Origin of the sequence: Streptomyces griseosporeus (assembly GCF_014656055.1) — a bacterium.
Lineage (GTDB): Bacteria > Actinomycetota > Actinomycetes > Streptomycetales > Streptomycetaceae > Streptomyces > Streptomyces griseosporeus.
The window spans coordinates 835490-846877 of the sequence record NZ_BNBR01000003.1 but is presented as its reverse complement, the minus strand read 5'-3'; the positions used below and the strand labels follow the sequence as shown (position 1 = coordinate 846877).

Sequence of the window (11388 nt, the reverse complement as noted above, 5' to 3'; positions counted from 1 at the left end):
GGCCGCCGGGCCCCCTTCGGGAAGCGGTTGCGCAACCTGCCCCGATATGGCGCGACTTGTGCGCCGACAGTTCTCCCCCAGCTACGGAAACGCTGTTCTCCGGTCACAGGCGCGTGGATACAGTGCTCAGGTAGTCACGCAGTGAAGTCATCTCGGTGCACCGGCGTCACCCCAGGAGGCCCGGCACACCGACAGGCGTGGATGGGGAGCTGCGCGTGCCAACTGCCATTGCCGTGACCGGTGCCGACCTGGCACTGCCGGCGCAGGACGAGCGGACCCTGCCCGCGGCCGTTCTGGCGGACATCGACAGAGCGCCGCTGGAGCAGGCGCTCCTCGCCGTGCAGACACTCGTCGAGCAGCACGGTCACGTCATCGTCGTGTACTCCGGCGCCACCCCCGCGAGCGTCGAACGCCGGCTGCTCACCATCCGCTCCCTCCTGGAGAGCGACCGCATCGCCCTCTTCCGGCCCGACCTGCCCCCGCTCGCCGTCGCCGTCCTCGCCCGCCAGCTGCGCCAGCTCGCCTCCTGCGACCTCGGCCCGGGCGTCCTCGCCGCCGCCGGCCGCCTGCTCACCCACTACCTCCACGCCGGCGCGCTCCTCGGCACCCTCTCCCGCCTCGACCGCATCCCCGTCGACCTCAAGGCGCACGCCCGCTCCTGGGTGCCCGGCAGCCAGTTCGCCGTCCTCGCCCACCCCGAGCCCCGCGTCGTACGTCTCGGCACCCCCGATGCCCGCCTGCCCGGCCCCGACTTCGGCACCTCCCTGCTCGTCGCCAAGGGCCAGCTCCAGTCCGACTGGGTCGGCACCACCCTCGCCCCCGCCTGGCAGGTGCGCGGCCTGCGCGAGGCCCCGCTGCCCGCCGAGTCCGCCGACTGGTGGGGCACCGGCAAGGCGATCGAGTTCGTCGCCTACCTGCCCGACCTGTCCGTCCTCTACCAACTGGTCGCCTCCGTACGGCAGAGCGCCTGCCACTGGTGCGGCCTCGACGTCATCGGCGACCGCTGCGTGTTCTGCTCCGCGACCCCACCCGCCTACGGCGAGCTCCAGCCGTACGGCACCCACGCCCCCGTCGGCTGACGCCGAGAAGCCCCCCGCCCCGCCCACCCCCCCGATGAGGTTGCACGGTCCATGAACTCCCGTCAGCGCCGCGGCGTGATCCTCCTGCTCCTGTCGGTCCTGTGCGCCCTCGGCGCGTTCGCCGGCGTGCTCTCCGTCATCAACGACGTGAAGTCCAAGGTCGGCCCGGAGGTGACCGCGTACGAGCTGAGGAGCGACGTCAAGCCGTACACCGAGCTGACCGCGAGCCAGTTCAAGCAGGTGAAGATGCCCGAGCGGTGGCTGTCGAAGACCGCCGTCACCGACCTCGCCGAGATCCGCGGCAAGATCGCCGTCACCACGCTGAAGGCCGGCTCGCTCCTGCAGAGCGACATGATCGTCGACCGGCCCGCCCTCCAGCCCGGCCAGCAGGAGGTCGCCATCATGATCGACGCGGCGACCGGCGTCGCCGGCAAGATCACCGCGGGCGCCACCGTCAACGTCTACGCCACTTTCGAGGGCGAGAAGCAGGGCCAGCCCGACCAGTCCCGGGTCATCGTCACCGGCGCCCGCGTCATTGACGTCGGCCGGATCACCGCCCTCGAACCCGACGCCGACCGCCGCACCCAGCAGCCCACCGACGCCGTCCCCATCACCTTCGCGCTGTCCGCCCTCGACGCCCAGCGCCTGACCTACGCAGAGTCGTTCGCCAAACGCGTCCGCCTCGCCCTGGTCGCGCCCGGCGGCGACACCGGCATCCCCGACCGGGACCGGACGTACGAACTCGCCAAGGACAAGTGAGAGGCGGCCCGCATGCCCACGAGGATCCTCCCGGCGGTCGGCGACGCGGACGCCGTCCGGTCCCTCACCACCCTGCTCAGCCAGCTGCCCGACGCCGAGCCCGTCGCCCCCGTCGTCGACTCCACCCAGCTGGTCGACACCCTCGCCCGCCTCGCCGCCGAGTCGGTCGACGAACTGCCCGAGGTCGTCGTCGTCCACGAACGCATCGGCCCCGTCCCCGCCCTGGAGCTGATCCGCGAGGTCGCGCTGCGCTTCCCGGCCGTCGGCGTCATCCTCGTCACCACCGACGCGAGCCCCGGCCTGTTCTCCGCCGCGATGGACTCCGGCGCCCGCGGCCTGGTCGCGCTGCCGCTGTCGTACGAGGAACTCGCCAGCCGCGTCCAGGCCGTCGCCCAGTGGTCGACCGGCGTACGACGCCACCTCGGCCACGGCGGCGACGTGTTCACCGGCGTCGGCGGCACCGTCGTCACCGTCAGCGGCGCCAAGGGCGGCGTCGGCGCCACCGTCACCGCCGTCCAACTCGCCCTCGCCGCCCAGGCCTCAGGCCGCAGCACCGCCCTCGTCGACCTCGACCTGCAGACCGGCGACGTCGCCTCCTACCTCGACGTCCAGTTCCGCCGCTCGGTCGTCGACCTCGCCGGCATCACCGACATCACGCCCCGCGTCCTCGCCGACGCCGTCTTCCGCCACGACACCGGCGTCTCGCTGCTCCTCGCCCCCGCCGAGGGCGAACGCGGCGAGGAGGTCACCGACCGCGCCGCCCGCCACCTCGTCAGCGCCCTGCGCTCCCGCTACGAGGTCGTCGTCATCGACTGCGGCGCCCAGCTCGGCGGCGCCGGCGCCACCGCCGTCGAGATGGCCGACCGGGCCCTCCTCGTCACCACCCCCGACGTCGTCGCCGTGCGCGGCGCCAAGCGCGCGGTACGCCTGTGGGACCGCCTCCAGATCCGCAAGGCCGAGGAGACGACGATCGTCGTCAACCGGCACAGCCGCCATACGGAGATCCAGCCGCCGCTCATCCAGAAGATCACCGGCACCGGCGTCGCCGCCACCGCGATCCCCGCCGGCTACAAGGAACTCCAGGCCGCCGTCGACGCCGGCCGGCTGCACGAACTCGACCACAAGGGCGCGGTGAAACAGGCCCTGTGGACGCTGGCCGGCGAACTGGGCCTGGTCAAGTCCGTCGAGGGCCACCGCGCCGGCGGCCGGGGACGCGGCGACCGGGGCGCCGTGCGCTTCCGGGGGCGGAAGGAGGGCGGGGGATGAGGCGTCCACGTGGGGATCAGGGCCAGGTCACCATCGAGTTCCTCGGCATGACCCCGACGATCATCGTCACGCTCGTCCTGCTGTGGCAGTGCGTCCTCGTGGGCTACACCTTCACGCTCGCGGGGAACGCCGCCGACGAAGCGGTCCGCGCCGCCACGGCCGCCGAGCCCGGGGCACGCGGCGGCGCCTGCGCCCAGGCCGGCCTGGACAAGCTGCCGGGGGCCTGGGAGGGCGACGCCGACGTGGACTGCACGACCGGCGGCGGCTATGTGCGGGCCTCCGTCTCCCTGAAGGTGCCCGTCCTCTTCCCGGGCGTGATCGGCTTCCCGTTCACCGTGCACGGGGCGGCGGGAGCGGTGGAGGAGGAGACGGACTGAGATGCCGTACACATCGACACGGTGGAGGGCGCGCCGTCACGACGGGGGCCGCGACCGAAGCCGCGACCGTGGCCGTGGCCGCGACCAAAGCCGTAACCGTGACCGTGGCCGCGACCAAAGCCGTAACCGTGACCGTGGCCGCGACCGAGGACAGGTGGCCATCGAGTACCTGGGCTTCATCCCCGTCCTCCTCCTCGTCGCCCTCGCCGGCGTCCAGCTCGGCCTCGTCGCCTACGCCGCCCAGCAGGCCGGCACGGCCGCCCGCGCCGGTGCCCGCAGCGCCTCCCTCCAGCCGGGCACCGCCCAGCAGGGCTGCGCGGAGGCGGTGAGCGACTGGCTCGCCGGCGACACCAGCTGCTCCGCCGCCGAGCTGGGCGAGGAGGTCGAGGTCACCGCGACCGTGAAGATCCCGACCCTGGTCCCCGGCTGGCACTTCGACCCGGCACAACGTACGGCCGTCATGCCGCTCGACGACACACCGCTCGACGCACCCGGAGGGCAGGACGGATGAGCCTGAGGGCACGTATCAACTCCCCGGAGGAGCACGGCCGCAGGGGCGAGGACGGCCACCTGGTCGCCTCGTACCGCGCCAAGCTGCTGGAGGAGATCGACCTCGCCGAGATGGGCGCGTTGGCCGCCGCCGAGCGCCGGGCCCGGCTGGAGCGCGTCCTCGGCCACATCATCAGCCGCGAGGGCCCGGTCCTGTCGACCGTCGAGCGCTCCCAGCTGATCCGCCGGGTCGTCGACGAGGCGCTGGGCCTCGGCATCCTGGAGCCGCTGCTGGAGGACGCCTCCATCACGGAGATCATGGTCAACGGCCCCGACGCGATCTTCGTGGAGCGGGCGGGCCGCGTCGAGCAACTGCCCCTCCGCTTCGCCTCCGCCGACCAGCTGATGCAGACGATCGAACGCATCGTCTCCACGGTCAACCGCCGCGTGGACGAGTCGAACCCGATGGTCGACGCCCGCCTCCCCTCCGGCGAACGCGTCAACGTCATCATCCCGCCGCTCGCGCTGACCGGCCCGACCCTCACCATCCGCCGCTTCCCCCGCTCCTTCACCCTGCAGGAGCTGATCGGCCTCGGCTCGCTCGACGAGCACATGCTGTTCCTGCTGGCCGGGCTGGTGCAGGCGAAGTTCAACATCATCGTCTCCGGCGCGACGGGCACCGGAAAGACGACCCTGCTCAACGCCCTCTCGGGGCTCATCCCGAACGGCGAACGCATCATCACCATCGAGGACTCCGCCGAACTCCAGCTCCAGCAGAACCACGTCATCCGCCTGGAGTCCCGCCCGGCCAACGTCGAGGGCAAGGGCCGTATCACCATCCGCGACCTGGTCCGCAACTCGCTGCGCATGCGGCCCGACCGGATCGTGGTCGGTGAGGTCCGCGGCGGCGAGTCGCTGGACATGCTCCAGGCGATGTCCACGGGCCACGACGGCTCCCTGGCCACGGTCCACGCCAACAGCGCCGAGGACGCGCTGACCCGGCTGCAGACCCTGGCGTCGATGTCCGAGGTGGAGATCCCGTTCGTGGCGCTGCACGACCAGATCAACAGCGCGGTGGACGTCATCGTCCAGCTCACCCGCTTCCCGGACGGCGCGCGGCGGGTGACGGAGGTCGCCGTGCTCGACAGCCACGGCGGGGAGCCGTACCGCCTGGCATCGGTGGCCCGCTTCGAGGCGCAGCCGATGACCCCCGACGGCCGGGTGTACGGCAGCTACCGCCACCACCCGCTCCCGCGCCGCACGGCCGACCGCCTCTACATGGCGGGCCAGCCGATCCCGCAGGCCTTCGGGGTGGCGCACTCCGCGGACCAGCTGGCCGTACGAGAGGCGAGGTAGGAGACAGGTATCCGATGGACCTCAACACACTGATCACCCTCACCACCGGCGTCGCCCTGCTCACCTGCCTCCTCGCCGTCCTGGGCGTGCACGCGTACGCCCGCGGCCGGGCCCAGCGGGCGGCGCTGGTGGACCGCCTCACCTACACCCACCAGCTGCCTCCGGCGGGCCGACGGCGCCGCTTCCGCAACCTGGACCGCCGCCTGCGCCGCACCCGGCTGGGCCACCGGCTCGAACTGAAGCTGGCGGCGACGGGCCTGGACGTGACGCCGGGCGAGTTCACGGCGGCGATGCTGACGGCGGTGGCGGCACTGTGGCTGATCGGCCAGGCGGCGCTGGCGCCCTTCTTCGGCCCGATTGCGGGCCTGCTGGGTGTCTGGGCGGCCCTGCAGTTCCTCACCTGGCAACGCCAGAAACGCATCGAGAGATTCATCAACCAACTCCCCGAACTCGCCCGCATCCTGGCCAACGCCACCCAGGCGGGCCTGGCCCTGCGCGCCGCGATCGGCATGGCGGCGGAGGAGCTGGAGGCGCCGGCGGGCGAGGAACTGGCCAAGGTGAGCGACCAGTTGGCGGTCGGCATGTCGATGGAGGACGCGCTGGGCGAGCTGGCGGACCGCCTCCCGTCCCGCGAACTGGTCGTTCTGGTCACGACGCTGGTCCTGTCGAACCGAGCCGGCGGCCAAGTGGTGTCGGCACTGCGCAACCTGACGGAGACGCTGGAGGAACGCAAGGAGACCCGGCGCGAGATCCGCACCCAGCTCTCCCAGGTGAACATGACGTCGTACGCCGTCCCGGTGATGGGCATCGGCTCGTTGTTCCTGATGAACGGCGTCAAGGACGGCGCCCTGGACCGCATGACCGGCTCCCCGGTCGGCCAGGCGTGCGTGATCGTGGCGTTCGCGCTGTACGCGATCGGCTTCGTCCTGATCCGCCGTATGTCACGGATCGACGTCTGAGGGGGGGGCGGGACCGATGGAACTGACGGGCGGCGGGGTGGGACCGATGGGACAGAGGGGCGGCGGGCCCGATGGGACAGAGGGGCGGGGCGGCCCGATGGAACTGACGGCCGGGGCCGGCCCGATGGGACGGATGGGCGGGGCGGGACCGGTGGAACTGAGGTCCGGGGCGGGCCCGACGGAACTGACGGGGGGCGGGGCGGGACGATGGAACTGATGGGCGTAGGCCTGGCCCTGCTGATGGCACTGGCCGTGGCGGGCATCTTCACGGGCATCCGCATGTACCGCGCGGACGCCAAGCTCCCCGGCGACCTGGCGCTGGCCCTGGAGGTCGGCTCGACCCGCACGGGCGCGGTCGACTCGGTCATCGACCGCATGGGCATGCGCTGGGCCCCCGCGGTGCTGCGCCTGATGGGCCCGAACCTGGTGGCCCGGATCCGCCGCAAGATCGACCTGGCGGGCAACCCCGGAGGCCTGACCCTCGACCGCTACGCGGCGCGGCGGGCGGTGTACGGCGCCCTGGGCGCGCTGGGCTGCCTGGTCTTCCTCCTGCGCGGGGACTACTTGGTGGCGTTGCTGCTGCTGGCCTTCGGCGCCTTCTGGACGGAGGTCGGCATCTGGGCGGCGATCCGGGTGCGCAAGGACGTCATCGAGCGCACGCTGCCGGACTTCCTGGACGTCCTGGCGGTCGTGGTCAGCGCCGGCCTGGGCTTCCGTCAGGCCCTGGACCGGGTGGCCTCGCACTACGAGGGCCCCTGGGCCGACGAGATCCGCATCACGCTCCGCCAGATGGACCTGGGCATGAGCCGCCGCCAGGCCTTCGCGGAACTCCGCCGCCGCAACGACTCCGAGCAGGTGGCCATGTTCGTCACGGCCCTCCAGCAGGGCGAGGAACTGGGCGCCCCCATCGTCGACACGCTGGTCTCCATCGCCAAGGACATGCGCCGCACGGACGCCCAGAACGCCCGCCGCAAGGCGGCCCGCGCCGTCCCCAGGGCCACGCTGATGATCACGACGTTCATGGTCCCGGCGACGATGCTGCTGCTCGGGGCGGGCCTGCTGCTGGGGTCGGGGACGGACTTCGGCTCGATCACGGGGGAGTAGGGAGGCGACCTGAAGTGACAGAAGCAAACCCCCAAGCCCGTGTACTGCTAACGGATTTCGCAATCTCGCTTTCGCAAATGCAACCACATATGGGAGAGTGGTCGCCGTGTCGGTCGAGGTCTCGGCCGAGCGGGAAGGGAGGGGCGGAGACCATGAGCAACAACGACAGCCACATTTCCGCCAAACTCCCGCGCCCCGGCGCCCCGATGAACGTCGCGAAGTCCCTGAGCACGGCACGTGTCCGTGCCCGGGGCCGAGGTGGTCGCCCATGACCCAGCGACGGTTTTCAGCCGGGGCACGGCCCCTGACCCAGGATCCCTCTGGCCTCCCGGGCATTCCCGCATACGTTTTTCCCGAGACTTCTCCCAGGACCCGCGAACCCAGCGCCCACCGATCGCCCGACACCAGAGGGGAACACCATGAGCAACTGGATCAACTCCACGACCACGTACCTCAAGAACCGCGCCGCGAGGGCCGCGAGGGGGGACGGGGGGCAGACCGCGGTGGAGTATTTGGGGATCATTGCGGTGGTGGTGGCGATTGTTTTGGCTATTACGGGGACGGATATCGGCAACACGATCTACACGGCGATCACCGACAAGATCAACGAGGTCATCGGCGGCTGATCGGCCCCCGGGTCTACGGCGACACAGGGCAGGCTTTCCCCATCTACCTCACCGTTGTGGGAGGCCTGCTCCTGCTTGCGCTCGCCTACTTCGCGGTGGGTCAGGCTGCAGCCAACAGAAACGGGGCCCAGACAGCTGCCGACGCCGCGGCCCTTGCGGCAGCCCTGGACACTCGGGATCAGCTCGCGGGGCAGTGGCTGAAGGATTTACGCGACCCGGAAAAATGGCAGGCCATCTTCGACGGCAATGTCGCGGTGACCCCTTCCTGCTGGCGTGCGTACCAACTGGCGGAGCAGAACGACGCCCACGCGCAGTGCACGCCCACGGGACTCCTGAGCTACAGGGTCGAGGTCGAGACGAACAAGGCCGTCGGTGATTCAGTGATTCCGGGTACGGAGTCCCAGCACGCCAAGGCGACGGCCAACGCCGTGATCGAGCCGCTCTGCGGGCTTCCTGCTGATGGAGCCCAGAGCGATGAACTGCCCCGGCTGGCGTGCAAGGACAAGGAGTGGGAGCTTGATCCGGATGCCCCCGCGGATCGGCTGCCGAAGCCCCAGGATCTCTTCGACGTCCACTTGGCCGACTGACAGCGAACGACAAGTGATGAAGGAAGCGGAGCGATGAGTGTTCGGTTCACTGCGAAGGCCCGTAGGGGGATCGTCGCCCTGACTGCTGCAGCTGGACTGGTCATCGGTGTGGCCGGCTGCAGTGGGGGAGATGGGGGCGGTGACGACAAGAAGCCCGACTCCACGAGATCCGCTTCGAGGGAGTCAGGTTCGAACCCCTCCGCTCAGGAGGGGCAGTCGGAAACCCCCCTGGCGGAGCTGAAGGGGTCGAGTGGACTGATCTTGCAGATCACCTCCGCACAGCGCGACTCCGCCGGCGGTTTCGTCACCGTGAGCGGCAACATCAAGAACGACGGCGCTCAGCGGATCACCATCCCTCCGGCGGTGCGGGGCGACGAAACAGAAATCCTGCGCCACGGCATGTCCCTGGGCGGCGCCACGCTCATCGACGGCAAGGAGAAGAAGCGGTACTACGTGCTACGGGACACCGACGGGCGTCCTCTGACGACGACCGGTTTCTCATCCATCCGGCCGGGCGAGTCAGTTGCGGTGTTCATGCAGTTCCCGGCCCCACCTACCAGTACGACGGACGTGACGTTCCAGCTGCCGACCTTCGCCAGTGGCACGATCCAGGTCTCCGGGTGAGGCCGCAATGACCCGCATCCGAACGCACTACCTCACCACCACGGCCACCCTCCTCCTCACCACCACCCTCTACGCCCCCGCGGCCCACGCGGACGACACCCCGAGCGTCCCCCCAGGCACCGAACCCACCGCCACAGCCCCCGTAAAAGTCGACCCCAACGACCCGGACCTGAAACTCCCCGAGGGCGCGACCCTCGCGGAGCCCAAGGTGCTGGACATCAAGTCGGTCGTGGAGGACCAGTCGGGAGACGAACGCCGCGAGGACACCAACGCGGACGTGAAGTTCGCGCTGCAAGCAGAGGTCCTCTTCGGCAAGGACAGCGCAAAGCTGAGCGCAGACGCCCGGGCGCGCATCAACGCCATAGCGCAGGAGATCAAGAAGCAGAACGCCACCCGCATCCGCGTCTTCGGCTTCACGGACAACCTCGGCTCCTCCGCCCACGGCGACGTCCTCTCCAAGCAACGCGCCAACGCCGTACAGGACGCCCTGGACGGAGACCTGAACGACCCGAACATCACCTTCGAGGTCCGCGGCTACGGCGAGCAGTACCCGATCGCGTCGAACACGACGGAGGAGGGCCGCAGAAAGAACCGCCGGGTGGAGGTGACCTTCCCCCGAGGGGAGAGCTGAAAGCCGAGCCAGCCCTGGCCACCGGGGCGCCTCACAGCACCACGTCCTCCCCCACCCCCAGCGGAAGCGCCTCATAAGCCGCTTCCACCGAAGCCGCTTCCAGGAAACGGTCCAACTCCCCGGGCCGGCTGCTGTAAAAGCCGTCGATGCGGAACCCGTCGTAATGGATGGGAATGGCGACCTTGGCCCCCAGCAACCGGGCGGCCACGGCCGCATGCTCGGCGTCGAGCGCGGCCGGATACGGACTGGGCGGCTGACAGTGCGGAAAGCACAGAGTAGGCCCATTGATGGGCGTCAGTACGGCGTCGAAGGGCCCGTACCGGTGCGCGGCCCGCCACCAGTAGCCGTGGAACATGCTGTCCCCGAGGTGGATCACACGCTTGCCGCCGGCCTCGACGGCCCATGACACCTGGGGATCGCCGAGAGCGTCGACAGCGGGCACGGCGGCGATGGTGAAAGGCCCGATCGTAGTGGTCTCCCACAGGCCCATGGCCCGCCGCGGAAGCGCGAACGCGGCGAGCTCACCCTCGGCCTTGAGGGTCCACAGATTCTCGTGCTCGTCACCCCCGAACGACTCGGGATGCAGCACGGGCGCGCCGGAGCGCAGCGCCTTGGCGAGCGCGCCGGCATCGGTGTGATCGCGATGCAGATGAGTGCAGAGCCCGGCGACCACGTCCCCCTCGGCCCGCGGCCGGACGACCGTAGGCAGAGGTGCGTTCAGCGATGTCCCTTCCAGGACCCCCTCGGGCCGCCCGAGGAGGTCGATGACGAGACTCTCGCCCTCCGCCTCGATCTCCACCCCGGCCCAGCCCAGCCAACGGATACGCATACCAGCCCCCTTCGTTTACCGTACGATCGTTCGCTAAATTAGCACACGACCGTTCGCTAAACTGCTCCGTATGAGGAAATCCGCGGACGAGGCCCGCCGCACCCGCGACCGCATCGTCGGCACGGCGGTACTGCAAGCCTCCACCGAGGGCCTGTCAGGCCTCACCATCGGCACGCTGGCCGAGTCGCTGGGCATGAGCAAGGCGGGAGTGGTGGGCCCGTTCGGCTCAAGGTCGGAACTCCAACGAGCGACGCTCCTACGGGCGATGGACATGTTCACGGAAGCGGTAGTGACACCGTCCCTCGCAGCCCCACCCGGCCTGCCCCGCCTCCGATCCCTGATCGACAGCTGGTGCGCCTACCTCGCCGACAGCCCGTTCCCCAACGGCTGCTTCGTCACCGCGGCGTCCTGCGAACTGGACGGCCGGCCAGGCGAGCTGCGTACCCACCTTCGCGACGCGGTGACCCGCTGGCGTACCTTCCTCCACGACCAGATCGCAACGGCGCAGTCGGCGGGCGACATCCCCACGACCCTCACCCCCGACGCCCTCGTCACGACTCTGACCGGCATCGCCATGTCGGCCAACCAGGAGATCCAACTCCTCGCCGACCCCACAGCGGCAGACCGCGCCCGAACCCTCATGCACGCCCTGATCTCCGCCTTCTCGGACAAGGCCGAACACTAGGACTTGTCCGGTCGATC

The 11388-nt window shown here is 70.4% G+C and carries 14 protein-coding genes; 13 read left to right on the top strand and 1 reads right to left on the bottom strand.

Going from position 1 to position 11388, the window contains the following annotated elements:
* Positions 1-215 precede the first annotated feature (215 nt).
* The 12 genes from IE308_RS18330 (at position 216) to IE308_RS18275 (ending at position 9857) form a co-directional block, all read left to right on the top strand.
* A complete protein-coding gene (locus tag IE308_RS18330; RefSeq protein WP_229908923.1) occupies positions 216-1079 on the top strand; it encodes a hypothetical protein in 864 nt (287 codons plus the stop codon).
* Positions 1080-1130: 51 nt separating this feature from the next.
* The gene (gene cpaB / locus IE308_RS18325) at positions 1131-1838 is read left to right on the top strand and encodes a Flp pilus assembly protein CpaB (RefSeq protein ID WP_110630076.1); all 708 of its coding nucleotides are present in this window, start codon (positions 1131-1133) and stop codon (positions 1836-1838) included.
* Between the two features lie 12 nt (positions 1839-1850).
* On the top strand, positions 1851-3104 hold the full coding sequence (locus IE308_RS18320) for a CpaE/TadZ family protein (protein WP_110630077.1): 1254 nt from the start codon (positions 1851-1853) through the stop codon (positions 3102-3104).
* Positions 3101-3481, top strand: coding sequence for a pilus assembly protein (locus tag IE308_RS18315; protein ID WP_110630078.1), 381 nt, complete (start codon positions 3101-3103; stop codon positions 3479-3481). Before IE308_RS18320 ends, IE308_RS18315 begins: the two co-directional genes overlap by 4 nt.
* Before the next feature lie 154 nt (positions 3482-3635).
* A complete protein-coding gene (locus IE308_RS18310) occupies positions 3636-3992 on the top strand; it encodes a TadE/TadG family type IV pilus assembly protein (RefSeq protein WP_229908922.1) in 357 nt (118 codons plus the stop codon).
* Positions 3989-5326 carry a TadA family conjugal transfer-associated ATPase gene (locus IE308_RS18305; RefSeq protein ID WP_190218733.1) on the top strand — a complete coding sequence of 446 codons (1338 nt, stop codon included), beginning with the start codon at positions 3989-3991 and terminating at the stop codon, positions 5324-5326. Before IE308_RS18310 ends, IE308_RS18305 begins: the two co-directional genes overlap by 4 nt.
* Positions 5327-5340: 14 nt before the next feature.
* Positions 5341-6285, top strand: coding sequence for a type II secretion system F family protein (locus IE308_RS18300; protein ID WP_190218732.1), 945 nt, complete (start codon positions 5341-5343; stop codon positions 6283-6285).
* A 216-nt stretch (positions 6286-6501) separates the two neighbouring features.
* Entirely contained in the window at positions 6502-7389 is an 888-nt protein-coding gene (locus IE308_RS18295; RefSeq protein ID WP_110637015.1) for a DUF5936 domain-containing protein, read from the top strand.
* Between the two features lie 419 nt (positions 7390-7808).
* Positions 7809-8015 (top strand): hypothetical protein, encoded by a 207-nt coding sequence (locus IE308_RS18290; protein WP_110630081.1) that lies wholly within the window; start codon positions 7809-7811, stop codon positions 8013-8015.
* Positions 8015-8602, top strand: coding sequence for a pilus assembly protein TadG-related protein (locus tag IE308_RS18285; RefSeq protein ID WP_110637018.1), 588 nt, complete (start codon positions 8015-8017; stop codon positions 8600-8602). Before IE308_RS18290 ends, IE308_RS18285 begins: the two co-directional genes overlap by 1 nt.
* A 33-nt stretch (positions 8603-8635) precedes the next feature.
* Positions 8636-9226: a hypothetical protein gene (locus IE308_RS18280; RefSeq protein ID WP_190218731.1), complete on the top strand. Its 591-nt coding sequence runs from the start codon at positions 8636-8638 to the stop codon at positions 9224-9226.
* Between the two features lie 7 nt (positions 9227-9233).
* Positions 9234-9857, top strand: coding sequence for an OmpA family protein (locus IE308_RS18275; protein WP_190218730.1), 624 nt, complete (start codon positions 9234-9236; stop codon positions 9855-9857).
* Positions 9858-9888: 31 nt separating this feature from the next.
* Here IE308_RS18275 and IE308_RS18270 read toward each other — a convergent pair whose 3' ends face one another.
* Positions 9889-10686 carry an MBL fold metallo-hydrolase gene (locus IE308_RS18270; protein ID WP_190218729.1) on the bottom strand — a complete coding sequence of 266 codons (798 nt, stop codon included), beginning with the start codon at positions 10684-10686 and terminating at the stop codon, positions 9889-9891.
* Between the two features lie 70 nt (positions 10687-10756).
* Between IE308_RS18270 and IE308_RS18265 the strand changes: the two genes are divergently transcribed.
* Complete coding sequence (locus tag IE308_RS18265; RefSeq protein WP_190218728.1) at positions 10757-11371, top strand: TetR/AcrR family transcriptional regulator; 615 nt, start codon at positions 10757-10759, stop codon at positions 11369-11371.
* The last annotated feature ends 17 nt before the right edge of the window (positions 11372-11388 follow it).

Bases quoted from the DNA above. Each gene is read 5' to 3' on its own strand.
- cpaB (WP_110630076.1), top strand. From the start codon at position 1,131: ATGAACTCCCGTCAGCGCCGCGGCGTGATCCTCCTGCTCCTGTCGGTC.
- IE308_RS18320 (WP_110630077.1), top strand. From the start codon at position 1,851: ATGCCCACGAGGATCCTCCCGGCGGTCGGCGACGCGGACGCCGTCCGG.
- IE308_RS18315 (WP_110630078.1), top strand. From the start codon at position 3,101: ATGAGGCGTCCACGTGGGGATCAGGGCCAGGTCACCATCGAGTTCCTC.
- IE308_RS18305 (WP_190218733.1), top strand. From the start codon at position 3,989: ATGAGCCTGAGGGCACGTATCAACTCCCCGGAGGAGCACGGCCGCAGG.
- IE308_RS18300 (WP_190218732.1), top strand. From the start codon at position 5,341: ATGGACCTCAACACACTGATCACCCTCACCACCGGCGTCGCCCTGCTC.
- IE308_RS18295 (WP_110637015.1), top strand. From the start codon at position 6,502: ATGGGCGTAGGCCTGGCCCTGCTGATGGCACTGGCCGTGGCGGGCATC.
- IE308_RS18290 (WP_110630081.1), top strand. From the start codon at position 7,809: ATGAGCAACTGGATCAACTCCACGACCACGTACCTCAAGAACCGCGCC.
- IE308_RS18280 (WP_190218731.1), top strand. From the start codon at position 8,636: ATGAGTGTTCGGTTCACTGCGAAGGCCCGTAGGGGGATCGTCGCCCTG.
- IE308_RS18275 (WP_190218730.1), top strand. From the start codon at position 9,234: ATGACCCGCATCCGAACGCACTACCTCACCACCACGGCCACCCTCCTC.
- IE308_RS18270 (WP_190218729.1), bottom strand. From the start codon at position 10,686: ATGCGTATCCGTTGGCTGGGCTGGGCCGGGGTGGAGATCGAGGCGGAG.
- IE308_RS18265 (WP_190218728.1), top strand. From the start codon at position 10,757: ATGAGGAAATCCGCGGACGAGGCCCGCCGCACCCGCGACCGCATCGTC.